The sequence below is a fragment of the Nostoc sp. genome, from assembly GCF_036917375.1.
Taxonomy (GTDB): Bacteria; Cyanobacteriota; Cyanobacteriia; order Cyanobacteriales; family Nostocaceae; genus Nostoc.
Window position 1 is genome coordinate 18448 of record NZ_JBALDN010000062.1, and the last position, 18064, is coordinate 36511.

An 18064-nucleotide genomic window follows, 5' to 3' on the forward strand; every position below is an offset into this window, starting at 1 on the left:
CTTGGAACCGTTGTGGAACCGTGTGATTTCATCAAATGCCAAAATCAATACATGCAATTGTGCATGAATGTGCTTGAATTCAATTGAAGTTACGGATTACCGTACAAGAACTTGCATATCAATAAGTATAAACTCACAAACACGCAATTTCAAGTCCAAAAACGCAATTTCAGGAAAATTAATTATGCTAACTGCTGAACGACGACAATTCATCTTAGAAATTCTGCGTCGTGATAAAAAGGTACTTTCGACAGAACTTAGTGCTGTTCTCAAAGTTTCTGAGGATACGATTCGCCGGGATTTGCGAGAACTAGCAGAAACGGGACTATTGCAACGCGTTCATGGGGGAGCGCTCCTCAAATCTCCAGCCACCGCCAGTTATGCCGATCGCCAAAAGCAAGCGCCAAAAGAAAAGGAAGCGATCGCTCGGACAGCAGCAAAATTAGTTTGTACGGGACAGGTGGTGATTTTAGATGGAGGTACAACAACTCTCCAAGTAACCCGTCATTTACCTCTAGATTTGCACGCAACAGTGATCACAAATAGTCCGCCAATAGCAGTTGCTTTAGCAGAACATCCCCATATAGAAGTTGTGATGTTAGGTGGACAACTCTACAAAAAAGCCTTGGTGAACGTGGGTACTGTCACTATTGAGACATTACGGATGATTCGTGCAGATTTGTGCATGTTGGGAGTTTGCAGTTTGCATCCAGAAGTTGGAATTAGCGTACCTAACCTAGACGAAGCCCACGTAAAACGAGCGATGATTGCTGGATCGGCTGAGGTAGTAGGATTAGTGACAGCAGAAAAATTAGACACGGCTGCTCCTTATCTAGTGGAGTCTATTCATGCCCTGACTTACCTAGTAACTGCACCCACAGTATCTAATAATATGCTGAGTGCCTACAAAGCTTTAGGTTTGACCATTATACGTGACGAGTACGAATGATCTGATTTTGAAGATGCGATCGCTGGGGAGCAGGGGAGGAATACTGCTCGGTTAAAGGGAAAAGGGTAAGGGGAAAAGGATTGGAAGGCTTGATGATATATAAGGTTTTTTCCCTTTTAACATGAGTCCCTTTCCCCCAAAACCCGACAAGTATTGAGTAGGCGAGATGTAACAGTAAATTTTTCCCCTCTGCCCCTCTGTCACTGAGCGTAGCCGAAGTGCTGCCCCTCTGCCTCTTATACCCAATACCCAAATCTAAAATCTATCCGTTTCCTGAGGTGTTCCAACTGCTCCCGGTTGAGCCGTGAAGAAGTTTTGAGCAGCTTCATTCTGATATATACATCTAATATCAGGTTTGTCACTGTCCAAATTACCTGTAAAACCAAAGGTGTTCAGGCGATTTTTGCACTCATTTACCTGCTCAGATGTCACCAACTTGCGGTTCTCTAAAAGCGCCCAGTTATTTTGCCGGATCACACATCCAGGACGCATACTAGGCTGGGCAACATAGACATTGAAGGGGTTGAGAGTGACGAACAGTCTAGCGTCCATCACCATCGCGCTGGCTCCGTACTGCACGCAAATTTCAGGATTCGGTGCTTTGGTGTCTATAAATTCACGGGAAGCTACATTTGATGGAGCCAATGTAGTTGTAGAACTAAAAGCAATGCCAATCCCAATTCCCAAAATCAACACCCCTCCCATAATTGCGATGGTGGTGAAGTTAAATAGAGGGGATTGGAAAATAGAGGGTTTAGAAGTAGTAGCCGATCTACCAGTAGATTTACGTCTCATTGTTGCTTAATCACCTTCACGCCGATTTGGGAGGGAGTAGTCTAAAGTTTTTTCTCCCTCTTTCAGTATGCCTATTCTTGACTGTAATTGCCTGTGATTTTCTCTGCGATATTCTTGTTTAATGAGAAAAATACTAGTTTATCCAGATATTGGGACAAAATTTTAATACTTTTAATTGTTATCAGATATGGCTAATTTACTTTTCACAATTGATCCAGTCAGAATGCTTAAACTATCTAACTTTTGTTGTTAATTTTCAATTTTTCGGATGAAATATTTTTGTTACCCCTAGTAATTGATGTGTAAAACAATGTAAATTAAGATTTAATGAAATTTTAATAATTAATTGAAAACAAGTGACATCTCAAAGAGCGCTACCTTCGGGCAAGAGGTTCAAAACTTCGCAACTTCAAATCTTCCTGGCTGATAGTCTGACTATTTTTTGGGGAGATTGGCTAGATTTACGCGTGAGAATTTTACCAGTTGCGGCATCAGGCTTAATATCGCCACTGATATATATTTTAGCTTTTGGCTTGGGTTTAGGTAGTTCCATCAAACCCGGTTCGGGAATTAGTGGTAACTATAACAACTATTTGGAATTTATATTACCGGGAATGGTGGCGCTGTCGTCGATGACAGTTAGCTTTGCTGGAACGACATTTTCAATTTGTGGAGACAGACTATTTACTAAAACCTTTGAAGAATTGTTGTTAACTCCCATAAATCCCTTAGCGCTGTACATCGGTAAAATGCTGGCGGGAGTCGTGCGGGGTTTGATGACTTCCGGTTCCGTGATTTTGGTAGCGCTGCTGTTTAGTGGAAACTGGAATTTTCTCAACCCACTGTTTTTACTGTTAGTGGTGCTCAATTGTGCGGTATTTGCTGGATTAGGGGTGATTGTAGGGTTGAGTGTGCGATCGCTCGAATCAGTGGGACTTTACAATAACTTTATCATTATCCCCATGTCGTTCTTAGGAGCGACTTTCTTTGACCCTGCTACATTACCAGCGGCTCTTAAAGTTTTAGTTTACCTGCTGCCACTAACCTACGCCAGTATTGGATTGCGTGCAGTTGCCCATTTACCCTTGTCTCAGTTTCCTTGGTACAGCATACCGATTTTGTTGGCGATCGCGATCGCTCTTTCTCTCTGGGGTGGTTATAAGTTTGCTCATCAGCAAGATTAAAGCGTTGATTACAACCTGTGCTTTAACTGTTGAATTTTCTGTAAAACTTTTTCCCGATGCTGCGTTAGCTCGATCCATCGGGGTAGGCGACTGGCAAGACTGCCATTGTGCCAGCCTAATGACTCATCTGGCAAACGTTCTCGCAACCTCGATCGAACATAGCTTTCCAGGAAGTTCAAATGTGCCTCATTATAAGCCCATAGCACCTGACCGCAACAAGAGATTTGTAGCCACAGGGGTAAGCCAAAAAAATGGTCTAATATTCCATAGCGAGAATTTTTTTTATTCCTGTAATTGTTCTGCCACAGTACCAATGCGGCTTTTCGATTGCCATCTTTTGACTGTTGTTTTGTATAGCTACAGTGCTGACAGGTAATTCTTTTGATGGAACTGAGACTTGATTGCTCAGAGCTTAGAGTCAATACCTTGGCAAGGCGATTGCATCGGGGACAACATACTAAAATTTCTTGCTCAAAATCAGTAAGCCGTTTGCCATAGTCTCTAAATCTTATAACCATTTCATCTCAACCCTGCTACGTAGCGTCCCGCTAAGACAGCAATGAACCAATTATTTATGTTTCACATATTGTCTAATCTGTCAATGCATAAGTTATAATTTGGATTTTTTATAAAGATTGCGTGAAATTACTAGTTATCATGATAAAGCATTACAAGAATTGCTTTATAAATCAACCTATGAGTAGATATCAACTCAGTGAGCAAGCACACATTAACCACTATTTATCTAGCAGATAGATAGCGGTTGAAAAGCGAGTTTTTGCTGTTTGATTTAAACCATGCGGTGTAGCATTCTGCGAATCAATATCAAAAGGACACAAATATGACTAGAATTGCCACAAAAATAGCCTTGTCTGTTCTAGGAACAGCAGGAATTAGTTTTTTGTCTTGGACACCAGCAAGAGCCGTCATTTTTGTAGAACCCATTGTGACGACTAAAAATCAAGCCATACTCGATATAAAAAAACCAAGAACCCTTAAAGACTATCTACCAGGGCAAGTAATAGAATATGGTGTTCCAGATGTAGCTAATAACTTTCTAAATGCCACCGGGAAAGATATAAATAGCTTGGTCTTTGATTTAAAAACTCTGTCCTATAGTAATCCGAATTCGACTCCACCATTTGATAATGAAAAAGTGGAATGGGGAGATGTTAATGGAGATGGGAAGATTGGTAACTCTGTTAATCCCGATCTCAAGGATATTTTTAAAGACATTACCATTGCTGGTAGTACTGTCACTTTTAGTGGTGGCGTCATCCCAAACGGAACCTTGTTTTACAATCCATTCGCTACCCTGCCTAATCTAGCGCCAGGTGCTGGAATCATTCCACCAATTCCAGCAGAGCAAGAAGATAAAGATGGGCCGATCAGAGTCGCTGCTTATTACACCGCTGTTCCTGAATCAACTAACCTTTTGGGCGTACTGGTTTTCGGTGCTTTAGGCGTAGCTTTAAAATTAAAGCGATCGCTCTGTTAAGGGGACTAGGGAAGAAGCAGGGGAGCAATACTGCTCGGTTAAAGGGAAAAGGGTAAGGGGAAAAGGATTGAAAGGCTTGATATATAAGGCTTTTTCCCCTTTAACATGAGTCTCTTTCCCCCAAAACCCGACAAGTATCGAGTAGGAGAGATGTGGCAGTAAGTTTTTCCCTCTGCACCTCGGTCACTGAGCGTAGCCGAAGTGCTGCCCCTCCGCACCTCTGCCTCTTGTGCCCCATACCCTCATTCTGTAATTAACTCACGATACACTGTCATTGTTTCCTGATGGACGCGGGCAACACTCAGCCTGTCTAGGTTTTTCTTTGCCCGGTGTTTCCACTCTTGCAGCATCTTGGCATTACTCAGTAATTGCACTAAAACCCCAGCTAAAGCATGACTATCTTTTGCTGGTACTAAAAGACCTGCTCGCCCGTTGTCTAAAGCTTCAGGAATCCCGTCTACCTGAGTGCCGACGATCGCAGTTCCAGTTTCCCTAGCTTCCGAAAGTACCAAAGGGCAAGGGTCGCGGTGAGAAGCCAGCACAAATATGTCACAAGATATTAGATAGCGTTGAGGTTCTGGTTGGAAGCCTTCAAAATGAATGCGTTCTTTTACAGAAGTTGCTTGTGCCTGCGCCTCAAATAGCTGTTTATCAGGGCCATTTCCTACCAAATAAAGATGGACTTGGGGAAAATCTGAGGCAACTTTTTCAAAGGCAGCAATTAACTCAGCAATTCCCTTGCGTTGATACATCCCGGCTACAGTGGCGATCGCTGGATGTTGTAATGGTAAAGGTAGATAATCTTGGATTTGTCGGGTGCGGGGACTGCCTAAAGTGCCGTTACATACCACCCGCAATTTGTGTTCTGGAATACCACGCCTAATCATAGAATCTTGCACAGCTTTACTGACAGCAATTACCCTGTCAGCTAAACCCATCAACAGGCTGGCACGCTGAAATTCGTTGTGGACTGTAGAAACTAAAACATATTTGTTTCCTTTAAAAATGCGTGCTAATATTACCCCCGTCATCATGTGGGCATGAACAATATCCGGCTGAAATTCAGCTGCGATCGCTCGGTAACGTATAGCTGCTTTAATCGTATTTATCGGTTTTCTGCTTTGGTTCAAATGGTAATGTTTGACACCACAAAGCTCTAGTAAAGCCTCGTATTCTCCACCAGCAGAAACAACCGCAACCTCATAACCAGATTTTGCCTGTAGACAAGCCAGATCCACAGCCACATTCACAATACCGTTACCTATTTCTTGAACGTGGTTCAAAATATGTATGATTCGCATAATCTTTGAGATGTATATAAAAAATAAAGATAAGTAACCGAGTATAAATCAGCCAACATAATTATTGAGGTCTTCAGCGACAACTCAAAAGTAGTCAGTAGTGCGTAAAATTAACCACTTTCTACTGATTAAGAGCGCTTATTACCAGTTACTTAGCTTAAAGACTTATTCAGTAACGGCTCGATAAATCGGGGTAAAACTTCAAAATTCTGAAGACTGAATCTGTTATCTCAAATTTTATATTTCCCAATACCTAGTATCGAAACTCTAGTACAGCACACCAGCCAAACCACAGAATAAAAGTTTTTTTAAAATAATGGTTTATCACAACAGCATTTTGCTTGATGATAAAGAAGGGAATTAATGGTAACAAATAATTCATTATTGCTGTTAATAATTGTGTGAAATCCCAGTAATCATAAAGCTTCAGTCAGTTTTAGTTGAACTCATAACCTTAGTTTGAGGTAACAAAATGGCAACGTTACATACTCCACACTTCTAAATCAAATTCCAAAATTACCAACTCATATACACATAACCTGGTCTGATGGCAAAATATAATTTTTGCAATCGGGTACTTCTACAGAAGTTAAAGTTCTTGGTTATTATCCTTTTTACACCTTGGCTACTTTGGATAATTTCACCGCGACAAATCTGGTAATTGGTAGTAAGGTCCTCGTCTAGTGCTGAGAGTTCGACTGAACGCTCATGGGCAAGTCCACCAACGGTAGAGAATCTAATTCTAAATTCTGAAGACTGGCGCTTTTATTCTGGGAATTTTGCCAGACATCATAGTAAAACTCAATCAATACAAGTTTACGAATTTGAGAATTGTTTCCCTGAGACCGACGTGATGAAATAGCAGTTAGCAAAAACTTCCAAGACCGAGGAGAAAGTATAGATAAATCTATCATTGAAAGGAAACTCTTGAGATTTTTTTGCTTCAGTGCGACTAAAATCCAATGGAGTTTCAGGTAATTTTTGATATCCTGAAAGGCGGGAATCTTTGAGCGATGTTGCTCATTTACCAAGGCGTAAATTTTCTCCTTCATCAAAATATTTGTCGCCAACCGCTGAGACAAAGAGAACTTTTGATTATAAGCACCCGGCCAGATAGTGCGGTAAGCAAGACACTGGTTGAAGAAAATAGCATCGCCAAACTGAGCAATCCGAATCCAGGAATCGATGTCATCACAGTTAGCATCGAGTGTGGAGTCCCAACCACCACTTTGTAGAAAAGCATCGCGTCGACAAGCTACTTGTACAGGTGTACCAAAGGGTACAACCTCTAAAAGCATCCCGTAGTGAATATCGGCTTGAGGGATATAAAAAGCTAAACCGGGGCCAACTTGGGGGGTGCGAGAGAGTTCAACTTCATTACCATCCACCTGAGCCGCCACACAAGAGCAGATTACAGCATCAGGACGAAGGGCGATCGCCTTTGCCATCTCTTCTATGCAGTTGGGCGCTAAATAGTCGTCATCATCTAAAAACTTAATCCAGTTGCCGCTAGCTTTAGCAACTCCAGCATTTACCGTTGCTGCATGACCAACGTTTACTTCGTTGCGATGGTAAACAACCTTATCCCCTAAGCTTTTGAGATAGGTTTGGGTGTCATCAGAAGAACAATCATCGGCGACAACCACTTCACACTCAATTGTTTGGTTACAAGCCGAATCAATTGCTCTTTTGAGCAAATTCAAGCGATTATAAGTACTGATGACGATACTAAATTTCATAAATTTTTCCTTTGTAGTACGGCATTCTGCAATATAGCTTCGATCTTTAGGCTGTTGTATCAGTACAATTATCAATCCTAACAAGTAGACTGAAATAGGATTATCGATTTATCATTGATGATCGTGAGTTTTTTTTAAGCAGACAGAAAGACTATGAACGCTCAAGAGATTATCCGCTCCATTGAAGCGGAACAGATAAAATCGAATCTGCCCGACATTTATGTGGGCGACACTGTAAAAGTGGGAGTGAAAATCAAAGAAGGCGAAAAATACCGCGTGCAACCCTACGAGGGAGTTGTGATTGCCAAGCGCAATGGCGGCATCAACGAAACTATTACAGTTCGTAAGGTTTTTCAAGGCGTGGGCGTTGAGCGGGTATTTCTGTTGCATTCTCCCCGGATTGACAGCATTAAGGTGTTACGTCGCGGTAAAGTCCGCCGTGCTAAACTATATTATCTCCGCGATCGCGTAGGTAAAGCAACCCGAATCAAGCAACGGTTTGACCGTCCTTTGTGATTCGTCCTTCAAAAGTATGGGAGAAATCTCAAGCTGCAAGCGGCATCTGCCGCTGACTTGTTTTAAGGGCAAAATTAAGGTATGATATAGATGGCATATTGCGTTAAACTGAAATTTAGTTCAGCGCAATCACTGAATCAAAAACAGCTTGTGCGCTCTTAGTTCAGTTGGTAGAACGCAGGTCTCCAAAACCTGATGTCGGGGGTTCAAGTCCTCCAGGGCGCGCTCAAGAGCAAAAAAAACAAAGCCCGAAATAATTACGCAGCTGCTAATATAGCAGTTAGCGCTAATAATTTCGGGTAAACTTATTGTATTTGCAGTTGTTTTGCTTCCAGTAAGTGAAATAGAGTCGAAACTGCAAAACCTAGATGACAATTAAGCAGGATCTAGTATAAGAAACGGGGGATAAACGGTCGTGGCCAAAAAAAGTGAAGCAGAATTGCCAGAAACCACAAATGGGTTTAGCTTTGGCAACTTCATACAGGGAACCAAAGAAGAACTTGAAAAAGTAGTTTGGCCCAGTCGGAAACAGATAGTGAGCGAATCCGCTGCTGTGTTGTTAATGGTGGCACTCTCCGCATCTTTGATATACTTGGTCGATGGATTGTTTCATTGGGCAGCAAAACAGGTGTTCTAATGAGTTTTGCAACAGATGAACCACGCAACTCAATGTTGCAGTCAGAGGAAACAGCAGAAGCAGCAGAAGCAGCATCAAAAGAAGCACGCTGGTATGCAGTACAAGTAGCTTCAGGCTGTGAAAAGCGTGTAAAGACTAACTTAGAGCAACGCATTCAAACTTTTGATGTCGCTGACAAAATTATCCAGGTAGAAATTCCGCAGACGCCAGCGGTGAAAATCCGTAAAGATGGCAGTCGCCAGCATACAGAAGAAAAAGTTTTCCCTGGTTATGTGCTGGTGCGGATGATGATGGATGATGATACTTGGCAGGTGGTACGCAACACCTCTCATGTAATTAACTTTGTCGGCTCAGAACAAAAACGTGGTAGCAGTAAGGGTCGCGGTCATGTCAACCCCATACCACTGAGTTCTTCAGAAGTCGAACGTATATTCAAACAAACTAGCGAACAAGAAGCTGTTGTCAAAATTGACATGGCTACTGGTGATAAGATAATGGTGCTTTCTGGTCCATTTAAAGACTTTGAAGGCGAGGTAATTGAAGTGTCTCCAGAGCGGAGTAAACTTAAAGCCTTGCTCTCAATTTTCGGCAGGGATACACCAGTAGAATTGGAATTTAATCAGGTAGAGAAACAGAGTTAAATACAAATGGCGAAGAAAGTAGTGGCGGTCATTAAACTGGCCCTGAATGCTGGAAAAGCCAACCCAGCACCGCCAGTTGGTCCCGCCTTGGGTCAACATGGTGTCAACATCATGATGTTTTGTAAAGAGTACAACGCCAAAACAGCAGACCAAGCTGGAATGGTGATACCTGTAGAAATTTCGGTTTTTGAAGACCGGAGTTTTACATTCGTACTCAAAACGCCACCCGCATCAGTACTGATTCGGAAGGCGGCGAAAGTTGAAAAAGGCTCGAATGAACCCAACAAAAAGAAAGTTGGGTCAATAACCAAAGCACAATTGCAAGAAATAGCCCAAACCAAACTCCCCGACCTCAATGCCAACGATATCGAAGCGGCAATGAAGATTGTGGCAGGAACGGCTAAAAATATGGGTGTAACAGTTACGGATTAGTCATTAGTCATTGGTCATTAGCAAAAAATCGACAAAGGACAAATGACAAGGGACAAATAACTAAAAATTATCGGGGGAGAGGCGAGGCTTCGGAATTACCCCAGGAGAACAAATGCCAAAAATATCGCGTCGTTTGCAGGGTCTGCAAGCAAAAGTAGAAGATAAGGACTATCATCCCTTAGAGGCTTTAGCCCTTCTTAAAGACACAGCAACAGCTAAATTTACCGAAGCTGCGGAAGCGCATATCCGGTTAGGAATTGACCCCAAGTATACAGACCAACAGTTGCGGACAACGGTAGCACTGCCCAAAGGTACAGGACAAATCGTCCGGGTCGCGGTGATAGCCAGAGGCGAAAAGGTAAATGAAGCTAGCAGTGCTGGTGCTGATTTAGTTGGGTCAGAAGAACTGATTGACGAAATTCAGAAAGGTAGACTGGATTTTGACAAGCTGATTGCCACACCCGATGTGATGCCACAGGTGGCAAAGCTGGGTAAGTTGCTTGGGCCGCGTGGTTTGATGCCATCGCCCAAGGGTGGAACCGTAACATTTGACTTAGCAGGTGCGATCGCAGAATTCAAAGCAGGTAAATTAGAATTCCGGGCCGATCGAACTGGTATTGTCCATGTTATGTTTGGTAAGGCAACCTTCTCGCCTGAAGATTTGTTAGTCAACCTGAAGGCATTACAAGAGACAATTGACCGTAACCGTCCTTCAGGAGCTAAAGGTCGTTATTGGCGCACATTTTATGTGTCAGCCACTATGGGGCCATCAATTAAAGTTGATATCAGTGCCCTAAGAGATTTGAAACTCAGCCAAGCAAGTTAATAAGAGTTATGAGTTATAAGTTAGGAGTTAAGAATAAAACTTCTAACTCCTAACTACTCACTCCTAACTTTAAATTAAATAGGCAAAGCCGGAGACAGCAGGTGCTAATAACTTAATATCCTGCCGAGGTTAAAACTCTAATTGTCAGAATTGCCACCTATAAAGGTGTGATGACTATGGCGTAAAGAGTCTTACTACTCAACCCCGGCTATATTAGCTGGGGTTTGTTGTTTGGGTTCGGGTTGAAAAAAACACACAACTGGGGCACTTCCCTGATTGTTTTAAGGAGGTGAGATTGGAATGGGTAGAACACTAGAAAATAAAAAAGAAATAGTAGCTGACCTCAAAGAAACTTTGAGTGAGTCAACTCTGGCACTAGTAATTGATTATCAGGGGCTAACAGTTTCGGAAATCACAGACTTACGGCGGCGGTTGCGTCCCAGTGGCACTGTTTGTAAGGTGACGAAGAACACCTTAATGGGCATTGCCATCAAAGACGATGAAAAATGGCAGCCTTTGTCAGAATTGCTCAATGGTTCTTCCGCTTTTTTGCTGGTAAAAGAAGATTTTTCATCGGCAATTAAGGCATACCAAGAATTCCAGAAAGTCACCAAGAAGACAGAACTTCGCGGTGGTGTACTGGAAGGTCGTCTACTCAAAGAACCTGATGTCAAGGTACTAGGAGACTTGCCATCTAAGGAACAACTCATTGCACAAATTGCTGGGGCTATCAACGCTTTGGCTACCAAGATTGCTGTGGGTATCAACGAAGTTCCTGGTTCGCTGGCTCGTGCTTTGCAGGCTGTGGCCGACCAAGAGCAAAGTGGTGGTAGCACCGAAACCGCTACTGTCGAAGATAGCAGCACTGAAACTGCTGCTGAATAGACTTCGTGGTTCATCAGTCAAAAGTCAAAAGTCTATAGTTAAAGACCAATGACCCATGACAAATAAATAATCAAAATTACAGGAGTTATATCAATGTCTGCTGCAACCGATCAAATTTTAGAACAACTAAAAGGTCTTTCTTTGCTGGAAGCTTCTGAGTTAGTCAAGCAAATTGAAGAAGCTTTTGGTGTAAGTGCTGCTGCACCTGTTGGTGTATCGTTCGCAGGCCCTGGTGCTGCTGTTGCAGCTCCTGAAGCCGTAGAAGAGCAAACTGAGTTTGAAGTGGTTCTCGAATCAGTCCCAGCTGATAAGAAGATTGCCGTACTGAAGATTGTCCGGGAATTGACCGGTTTGGGTCTGAAAGAAGCTAAAGACTTGGTGGAAGCTGCGCCCAAAGCAGTTAAAGAAGGTGTTGCTAAGGATGCGGCTGAAGATGCTAAGAAGCGCATCGAAGAAGCTGGCGGTAAGGTAACTATCAAGTAGTCAAATTCTATTACCAGTTTTTTATTAAGGAGCCTAAGTCAGGCTCCTTTTTTTTATCGTAAAGTCTTCTGTTGCAGATAAAAATACTATTAAGTATTACAACGTTCATTTGTTGTTAAAAAATCAAGGGTTACATTAAGTTGGGTTGATTTGCTTTCTTACCCATTGACGAAATGCTCTAAGCGTTGCGCTTCTACCTAAAGTTCGGCTTTGTTCGACAAACCGGGGAATTTCTTCAACAATTGGCAAGTTGGGAAAAGTAGAACTAATTTCAGACTCAATGTATTTGCCATCCTGAAGAATATTAATTTGTAGCTTGCCATTTTCATATCGCCACAGTTCAGGAACTCGCAATGCTTGGTAAGCATCTAGTTGAGTTTTGGAAGTAACATCAACTTCAATTGCTAAATCAGGTGGCGGGTCAACCGTCAAGTCTATTCGCTCTTTACCAATCATTTGAGCATGATTTTGAATGTAGAAAGAGTCATCAGGCTCTACACCAAAAGCCATATCTTCACGCTTGAAAGTGGTTGAGCCAAATGTTTCACAGTCAATCTCTAACTCTTCCAATAGAATTTTCACCAAATCTCCAATGATGACTTTGGCTTTCTCATGCTTTGGTAATGGCATTCTCATCTCCAAAGTTCCCTGGCTGTAAGCCAACCGAGTGGCTCGATGGTCGCCAAGTTCTTCTAAAATTGCCTCAAATTCTTGCCAGCTAACATCGTGGAGTATTACTCTATGTCCCGGCGGAACACTTAATTGTCGTAATTGAAGTGTTACCATTACTTACCATTACTTACCATTGAAATTTCATGTTGAAGCTTGCAAAAGCCAATATTAAGTTATCGTAGAGCAGAAAATTCACACTAGTTATAGATTGGGTGGACTTAGTATAGCTTTGCGTAAAACTTTAGGTTTTAAACGCAGAGGAACGCAAAGTAAGCGCAAAGGGATGTAAAGTATTACCAAATTTAATTTACTACGAATCAATGAAATGCTCTACTCAGGAAATTCAAAAAACGAGTTTTCAGATGCTGAGTGTCGCTCTACTCGAATCAATCTACAAGCATTAGCTATTAGTACATAATAAATCTAGCCCAGGTAAAGAAAAAACACCACTTGTACTAAATATAGTGTCCCAAAATATTTCTAGGTTCAGTTCACCTCTTTGCAAAGCACAAAGGGCGTTATAAAGCTGTATTGTTGTAATTAGACATTGCTCAGATTTTTTTGCAGCTTGAATACAGTTAAGCGGGAAAGGCTCACCTCGATTCCCTAAAGGTTCATTACGGAATGCATTTACAATTAATATTCCTTTACTTTCCCAATCTTCATCAATAAGCGCATCGCGTACCCACTGATCAAGTTGACGCACCTCGCGTAGCTTTAATTGGTGTGTTAAGCCTTTGATTTCTAGCATTCCTCTCCGCTGCTTAAGATCAATTAATCGTCCATCTTCTTTACCTGGCTGTTTTGGTTCATCAACCTGAGCATCTAATTCCCTTAGCACATCACGCACAACTGGTTCTAATGCAGCTTCACCTTGTTCGTAAAGTAATTTACGAAATCGTGACTCTTCTCCCAATCGGATTGTAGCTGCTGTAAGTTCCTTTTCCAATTGTTTAATTGCATCTTTACACCGATCTATCTCAGCTTCAATGGGCAACTCGTGAGGAAGTTTGTATGCTTCTATCCATGCTGGTGGAGTTGACTCAAATTGTAACTTATATCTTTCTTGTAAAATTAGATCAACTGCTTCCTGGGCAGAAATTTCTGTTGGTATGGGAAGACAAATGACATCACCTGATATTCTAAGAACTGCTAGAGGTTTCTGTGAATCAATAAAGTTTCCTCCAGCTACACCCAATGCTTGAAACTTCATTCGGAAAGCAATATCTTCTTGAAATCGGGTTTGTGCAAGTGAATGATATCGAATTCCTAGATCATCAGCTTGAGGATGAACTAAGTTTAAGTAATGAGTCCAAATGTATTCGTTAGGAATATAATTAGAGGTTCTATGAAAGAACCATCGACGCACATACTTGAAGTAATAGGTAAACTCAGGGTCAATATTGCGGATTTCTTCACCCGAATCAACTACCAACTCTGGAAGTAATGGTGGTAGCCACATGGAAATATTAATACGAGGATTTTTTCCAATGTAGATTGTAGGCTGTCCAATAATAATCAGTTCGCTTCCTTGGCTAAATACAAGTTTAGCAAAATGCTGCCAAGAGGGAAATCTCTCTATATTTATGTTGTCAGCAAAATTCTGATCCAAAAATGGTTCTAGGTTAAGAATAACTACATCATAATCAGCAACATTCAGGGATTCGGGCAATCTATCCCAAGCATAAGAGCTTATCTGTCTTGTATGAGGTGCTGAACCAAGCACAAGAATTCTCTTTTCTAAACGTTCTTCGGCACTATTTAGATCAAAATTTGCTTTTGCTTCAGACACTAACGTTTTTCTCCTTGAGTGCGTGCTTAGTGGTAGTGCTTACCTACTACTTCACATCATAAATATAAATACTTAATCTAAAGTGATTACAAACATCTTACACAATTTTTCATATTTTGTGTTACATACACTACAAAAACAGATTCTTTATGTCTAGTTGTAGCAATTTAGTTTACATAAGGAAACTAAAAATAAAATTATGTTTTGAAGTGTTAGGTAGAACCAAGTGGTACCTAATCGCTAAAATTTAGGACAATCTATAAAACTAGGAACACCCTTTATGAGTGTCCCTATATAGAAAATCAACATGGATTCTAGATAAATCCAATTACTTGCTGTTGCCGTTACCACCATTGCCATTGCTGTGAATGACACGTTCGGCAAGCTTTTCTGGCACTTCCTGGAGATGGTCATATTCCTAGTGGAAAGAACCACCGCCGAGAGTGAGCGATCGCAAATAATGTATAGTGTATACTGCATACAATTAAAATTATGTCAAACCATTGACCCGATAAAAAAATTTAGGGCTTTGAGGTTCCTGTTTATGGCTGGATCATAATAGGTACTGCGCCTTTTTCAGAACCAATAATTACCAGCTTAGAATTATTAGATTGAGCTAGCTTTTCTGTGGCTTCAATCGCTCGTAATTGTAGTACTTGGTTACTAAGTCCATTTGAGAGAATTTTTTGGGAATCAGCTATACCTCGCGCTTCAATCAGCTTTCGTTCTGCCTCTTGACGCTCTTTCTCTAAAACAAATTTCATCTGCTGATTTTCTTGCTCTGTTTTGAGTTTGTTTTGAATTGCAGCTTGTAGAGTATCAGGCATTTTGATGTTTCTTAAAAGAGCTTCCTCAACGATGAAACCCAAAGCTGGTATCTCTTGGGTGAGTTGTTGGTCAATTTTTTGGGCGATTTCTTGGCGTTTGGTAGAGTAAATAGCATTGGCTGGGTAATTTGCCGTGATGGCACGGACAGTAGAGCGGAATCTGGAAATCACCAGTTGTGTTTCATCAGTTCCAATTGTTTTATAGACTGTAGCTGCCTTTTGCGGGTCAAGCTTGTACTGAAGACTGACATCAAGATTTAGGCTCAAACCTTCTTGGGATGTTGCATCTACATTTTCTTTTATATCCTTAAGCCGAGTGGAAAAATTCACCACCTTGCTAAAGGGGTTAAGCAAGTGGACACCAGGATTAAGAGTAGTTTCTGAAACCTCACCAAAGAAATTGACGACACCGACATTACCAGGTGGGACAATCACTAAAAGCCTAGAAAAAGAATTCAGTACTGCAATACTGCCAATTAATATCATAATTGTGCGTATTGCTAAACGCGACCTTTCACTAGATATCTTATCTGTATTGAGATAAACGAGAATTGCAATTAGGCTAGTTACAAGAGAGACTATAAAGCCCATGAGTTTTTTGTGTGTAGTTAAGACGAATGTACTTAATCACATAATTCCCAAACGCTTTTATGAAACTCATATCATTTCAGACAAGTTAGAGGTTTACGAATCTTTTTATAGATTAAAAAAGATTCCCGACTTTTCTCAGAAGTCAGGAATCTCAGCCTTGGAGCATTGCCTACGCTACTCTACAATTAATTCAAAATTCAAAATTACTTGCCGTTGCCGTTACCACCATTGCCATTGCTGTGAATGACACGTTCGGCAAGCTTTTCTGGCACTTCTTGCAGATGGTTATATTCCCAGTGGAAGGAACCAACGCCCAAGGTGAGCGATCGCAGCTCTACAATAAAGTTTTGCATCTCTGCTTGTGGCAAGTATGCAGAGACATTATCCCAGCCTTGCCAATCGTTTCTCCCCTCATAGCCTAAAATTTGCCCCCGTCTGCCGCTCAACAGTTGCAGCACTTTGGAGGTAAATTCGCTCGGTGTAGTCACTTCCACCCGCAAAATCGGTTCTAACAAGGTAGGTTCCGCTTGGGGTATCCCCGTTTGCATTGCTAATCGAGCAGCTTGCTTAAAAGCTTGTTCGGAACTATCAACGTTGTGATACGAACCATTAGTCAGAGTTACCGCCAAATCCACTATTGGGAAGCCCAAAGGCCCGTGTGTCAAAAATTCCCGCACGCCCATTTCCACCCCAGGAATGTACTGTTTGGGAACCACGCCGCCGACAATGGTTTCATTAAAGTTAAAACCTGTACCGCGTGGTAGGGGTTTGATTTCGAGAAAAACATCGCCAAACTGTCCGTGACCACCGCTTTGGTGTTTGTAGCGCCCATGAACTGAAGCCACTGTTTTGCGGATGGTTTCTTTGTAAGGCACTTGTGGTAAGTGCGTTGTCATTGGCAAGTTATATTTGCGGCGCAGTCTGTCTAAGGCGACTTGTAAATGAATCTCGCCTTGACCCCAAAGAATAACTTCGTGGGTATCACCGTGTTGTTCCCAAGCAAGTGAGCAGTCTTCTTCTAATAACTTAGTGATGGCACTGCTGAGTTTAACTTCATCGTTGCGCTTTTCTGGTGTAATGGCGAGAGCATACACTGGTTCCAACTCTACAGCTTTGGGTAATTTTATTGCCGACTGCTGTTCTATAGAGATTGTATCCCCTGTCTTGATTCCTTCTAAACGGCTCAAGGCAACAATTTCACCAGCACTAACTTGGTTAACTGACTGCTGTTGTTGTCCCATGAGGCGGTAAATTCCACCAGTGCGAATGCCATTGAGGACGATGCCATCAGTTAATTTGCCCCGCCAAACACGCACCAGAGAAAGTTTGCCACCTTGGGGAGTGTAGTAAGTTTTTAATACCTGCGCTAAAGCTGTATCACCTTTTATGTTTTTTAAACGACGTTCTGCTGTGGTTTCTGGTTCGGGGGCTTCTCGTAACAAGGCTTCTAATAGAGGTCTAACACCATAATCTTGTTCTGCCACACCAAAGAAAACGGGCACTACCAAATCTGCCCCTAATTCCATTTTTAAATCTTTGAGGATTTCCTCTTGAGGTGGCTCAATGTCTTCTAAAAGTTCTTCAAGTAAATGGTCGTCAAAATTTGCTAGGGCTTCGAGCATTTCTGCCCGTGCTGTATGTTCTTCTTCTTTTAAACTTTCGGGGAAGGGAATGGGATCGGCAGGTGCGCCTGGATGATATTGATATGCCTGTTCGCTCACCATATCGATAAAGCCGGTGAGTTGTTCCCCATTCATGATCGGATATTGATGTGCTACCAGGGGACGGCTAGATACTGCTTTCAGGGCGTGCAACGTTTCTAGAACGTGAATATTTGCCCGATCCATTTTGTTGACGAAGACGAGGTGGGGAATTTCCCAATCGTCCAGGAATTTAAATAGAGGGGCAAGGGTGAGGACGCGATCGCGGATGGGTTCGCAAACTACAATTGCTGCATCGACTCCGATTAAAGCATTGTAAGTTTCTTGGGCAAATTCTACGCTTCCCGGACAGTCAATAAAGGTGAAGCGAATATCGTTATACTCAGTGCTAGCGGCGCTGACTTCTACACTCATGTGGCGATCGCGCGACTCGGCTGCACTATCTCCCACTGTATTGCTGTCCTTAACACTCCCTTTGCGAGAAATTGCCCCTGTGACAAATAACAAGCTTTCTAGTAAAGTGGTCTTTCCACTTAAATAAGGCCCGACAATTGCAACGTTCCGCGAACCCGATTTTACTTTTTCGTTCATAAAACCTCCCTTGCGGTAAGTCTTTTATAACCGCATGATTCTGT

Annotated in this window: 18 protein-coding genes, 1 tRNA gene and 1 other annotated feature; of the genes, 11 read left to right on the forward strand and 8 right to left on the reverse strand. The window is 42.0% G+C overall.

Annotated elements, in window-relative coordinates:
* Positions 1 to 184 precede the first annotated feature (184 nt).
* Positions 185 to 949, forward strand: a complete 765-nt coding sequence (locus V7K45_RS16670) for a DeoR/GlpR family DNA-binding transcription regulator (RefSeq protein WP_104906232.1) — start codon at positions 185 to 187, stop codon at positions 947 to 949.
* 255 nt (positions 950 to 1204) lie between these two features.
* Here the strand turns inward: V7K45_RS16670 and V7K45_RS16675 are convergent, their stop codons facing one another.
* Entirely contained in the window at positions 1205 to 1744 is a 540-nt protein-coding gene (locus V7K45_RS16675; RefSeq protein WP_335005295.1) for a DUF3172 domain-containing protein, read from the reverse strand.
* Positions 1745 to 2100: 356 nt separating this feature from the next.
* Here V7K45_RS16675 and V7K45_RS16680 point away from each other — a divergent pair, with 356 nt between their 5' ends.
* Positions 2101 to 2928, forward strand: a complete 828-nt coding sequence (locus V7K45_RS16680) for an ABC transporter permease (RefSeq protein ID WP_335005297.1) — start codon at positions 2101 to 2103, stop codon at positions 2926 to 2928.
* Positions 2929 to 2936: 8 nt separating this feature from the next.
* Here the strand turns inward: V7K45_RS16680 and V7K45_RS16685 are convergent, their stop codons facing one another.
* Entirely contained in the window at positions 2937 to 3446 is a 510-nt protein-coding gene (locus V7K45_RS16685; RefSeq protein ID WP_335005299.1) for a hypothetical protein, read from the reverse strand.
* 323 nt (positions 3447 to 3769) lie between these two features.
* On the opposite strand from V7K45_RS16685, the gene V7K45_RS16690 reads away from it, so the two are divergent.
* Positions 3770 to 4426, forward strand: coding sequence for a hypothetical protein (locus tag V7K45_RS16690; protein ID WP_335005301.1), 657 nt, complete (start codon positions 3770 to 3772; stop codon positions 4424 to 4426).
* Between the two features lie 242 nt (positions 4427 to 4668).
* On the opposite strand, the gene V7K45_RS16695 is transcribed toward V7K45_RS16690, so the two are convergent.
* Positions 4669 to 5727 (reverse strand): glycosyltransferase, encoded by a 1059-nt coding sequence (locus V7K45_RS16695; RefSeq protein ID WP_335005304.1) that lies wholly within the window; start codon positions 5725 to 5727, stop codon positions 4669 to 4671.
* 680 nt (positions 5728 to 6407) lie between these two features.
* Entirely contained in the window at positions 6408 to 7466 is a 1059-nt protein-coding gene (locus V7K45_RS16700) for a glycosyltransferase family 2 protein (protein ID WP_335005306.1), read from the reverse strand.
* A gap of 153 nt (positions 7467 to 7619) precedes the next feature.
* On the opposite strand from V7K45_RS16700, the gene rplS reads away from it, so the two are divergent.
* From rplS to rplL, 8 genes are all read left to right on the forward strand, one after another.
* Positions 7620 to 7982, forward strand: coding sequence for a 50S ribosomal protein L19 (gene rplS, locus V7K45_RS16705; protein WP_094348921.1), 363 nt, complete (start codon positions 7620 to 7622; stop codon positions 7980 to 7982).
* A 152-nt stretch (positions 7983 to 8134) separates the two neighbouring features.
* A tRNA-Trp gene (locus V7K45_RS16710) sits at positions 8135 to 8207 on the forward strand.
* 190 nt (positions 8208 to 8397) lie between these two features.
* Entirely contained in the window at positions 8398 to 8619 is a 222-nt protein-coding gene (gene secE, locus V7K45_RS16715; protein WP_292734334.1) for a preprotein translocase subunit SecE, read from the forward strand.
* Positions 8619 to 9260: a transcription termination/antitermination protein NusG gene (gene nusG, locus V7K45_RS16720; RefSeq protein ID WP_292734337.1), complete on the forward strand. Its 642-nt coding sequence runs from the start codon at positions 8619 to 8621 to the stop codon at positions 9258 to 9260. Before secE ends, nusG begins: the two co-directional genes overlap by 1 nt.
* A 6-nt stretch (positions 9261 to 9266) precedes the next feature.
* Entirely contained in the window at positions 9267 to 9692 is a 426-nt protein-coding gene (rplK, locus tag V7K45_RS16725; protein WP_099102703.1) for a 50S ribosomal protein L11, read from the forward strand.
* Positions 9693 to 9804: 112 nt separating this feature from the next.
* Complete coding sequence (rplA, locus tag V7K45_RS16730) at positions 9805 to 10518, forward strand: 50S ribosomal protein L1 (protein WP_335005309.1); 714 nt, start codon at positions 9805 to 9807, stop codon at positions 10516 to 10518.
* A gap of 70 nt (positions 10519 to 10588) precedes the next feature.
* Positions 10589 to 10756 (forward strand) — a sequence feature (ribosomal protein L10 leader region).
* A 62-nt stretch (positions 10757 to 10818) separates the two neighbouring features.
* Entirely contained in the window at positions 10819 to 11403 is a 585-nt protein-coding gene (gene rplJ / locus V7K45_RS16735) for a 50S ribosomal protein L10 (protein ID WP_335005311.1), read from the forward strand.
* A gap of 93 nt (positions 11404 to 11496) precedes the next feature.
* Complete coding sequence (gene rplL, locus V7K45_RS16740) at positions 11497 to 11886, forward strand: 50S ribosomal protein L7/L12 (protein ID WP_335005313.1); 390 nt, start codon at positions 11497 to 11499, stop codon at positions 11884 to 11886.
* Positions 11887 to 12021: 135 nt separating this feature from the next.
* Here the strand turns inward: rplL and V7K45_RS16745 are convergent, their stop codons facing one another.
* The 4 genes from V7K45_RS16745 to V7K45_RS16760 form a co-directional block, all read right to left on the reverse strand.
* The gene (locus V7K45_RS16745; protein WP_335005315.1) at positions 12022 to 12672 is read right to left on the reverse strand and encodes a Uma2 family endonuclease; all 651 of its coding nucleotides are present in this window, start codon (positions 12670 to 12672) and stop codon (positions 12022 to 12024) included.
* Positions 12673 to 12958: 286 nt separating this feature from the next.
* Entirely contained in the window at positions 12959 to 14350 is a 1392-nt protein-coding gene (locus V7K45_RS16750) for a hypothetical protein (RefSeq protein ID WP_335005317.1), read from the reverse strand.
* A gap of 542 nt (positions 14351 to 14892) precedes the next feature.
* Positions 14893 to 15768, reverse strand: a complete 876-nt coding sequence (locus V7K45_RS16755) for a prohibitin family protein (protein ID WP_335005319.1) — start codon at positions 15766 to 15768, stop codon at positions 14893 to 14895.
* Positions 15769 to 15971: 203 nt separating this feature from the next.
* Positions 15972 to 18020, reverse strand: a complete 2049-nt coding sequence (locus V7K45_RS16760; RefSeq protein WP_335005321.1) for an elongation factor G — start codon at positions 18018 to 18020, stop codon at positions 15972 to 15974.
* Positions 18021 to 18064: the final 44 nt, after the last annotated feature.

Excerpts from the sequence above, each read along its gene's own strand:
- V7K45_RS16670 (WP_104906232.1), top strand. The coding sequence starts at position 185 with ATGCTAACTGCTGAACGACGACAATTCATCTTAGAAATTCTGCGTCGT.
- V7K45_RS16675 (WP_335005295.1), bottom strand. The coding sequence starts at position 1,744 with ATGAGACGTAAATCTACTGGTAGATCGGCTACTACTTCTAAACCCTCT.
- V7K45_RS16685 (WP_335005299.1), bottom strand. The coding sequence starts at position 3,446 with ATGGTTATAAGATTTAGAGACTATGGCAAACGGCTTACTGATTTTGAG.
- V7K45_RS16690 (WP_335005301.1), top strand. The coding sequence starts at position 3,770 with ATGACTAGAATTGCCACAAAAATAGCCTTGTCTGTTCTAGGAACAGCA.
- V7K45_RS16695 (WP_335005304.1), bottom strand. The coding sequence starts at position 5,727 with ATGCGAATCATACATATTTTGAACCACGTTCAAGAAATAGGTAACGGT.
- V7K45_RS16700 (WP_335005306.1), bottom strand. The coding sequence starts at position 7,466 with ATGAAATTTAGTATCGTCATCAGTACTTATAATCGCTTGAATTTGCTC.
- rplS (WP_094348921.1), top strand. The coding sequence starts at position 7,620 with ATGAACGCTCAAGAGATTATCCGCTCCATTGAAGCGGAACAGATAAAA.
- nusG (WP_292734337.1), top strand. The coding sequence starts at position 8,619 with ATGAGTTTTGCAACAGATGAACCACGCAACTCAATGTTGCAGTCAGAG.
- rplK (WP_099102703.1), top strand. The coding sequence starts at position 9,267 with ATGGCGAAGAAAGTAGTGGCGGTCATTAAACTGGCCCTGAATGCTGGA.
- rplA (WP_335005309.1), top strand. The coding sequence starts at position 9,805 with ATGCCAAAAATATCGCGTCGTTTGCAGGGTCTGCAAGCAAAAGTAGAA.
- rplJ (WP_335005311.1), top strand. The coding sequence starts at position 10,819 with ATGGGTAGAACACTAGAAAATAAAAAAGAAATAGTAGCTGACCTCAAA.
- rplL (WP_335005313.1), top strand. The coding sequence starts at position 11,497 with ATGTCTGCTGCAACCGATCAAATTTTAGAACAACTAAAAGGTCTTTCT.
- V7K45_RS16745 (WP_335005315.1), bottom strand. The coding sequence starts at position 12,672 with ATGGTAACACTTCAATTACGACAATTAAGTGTTCCGCCGGGACATAGA.
- V7K45_RS16755 (WP_335005319.1), bottom strand. The coding sequence starts at position 15,768 with ATGGGCTTTATAGTCTCTCTTGTAACTAGCCTAATTGCAATTCTCGTT.
- V7K45_RS16760 (WP_335005321.1), bottom strand. The coding sequence starts at position 18,020 with ATGAACGAAAAAGTAAAATCGGGTTCGCGGAACGTTGCAATTGTCGGG.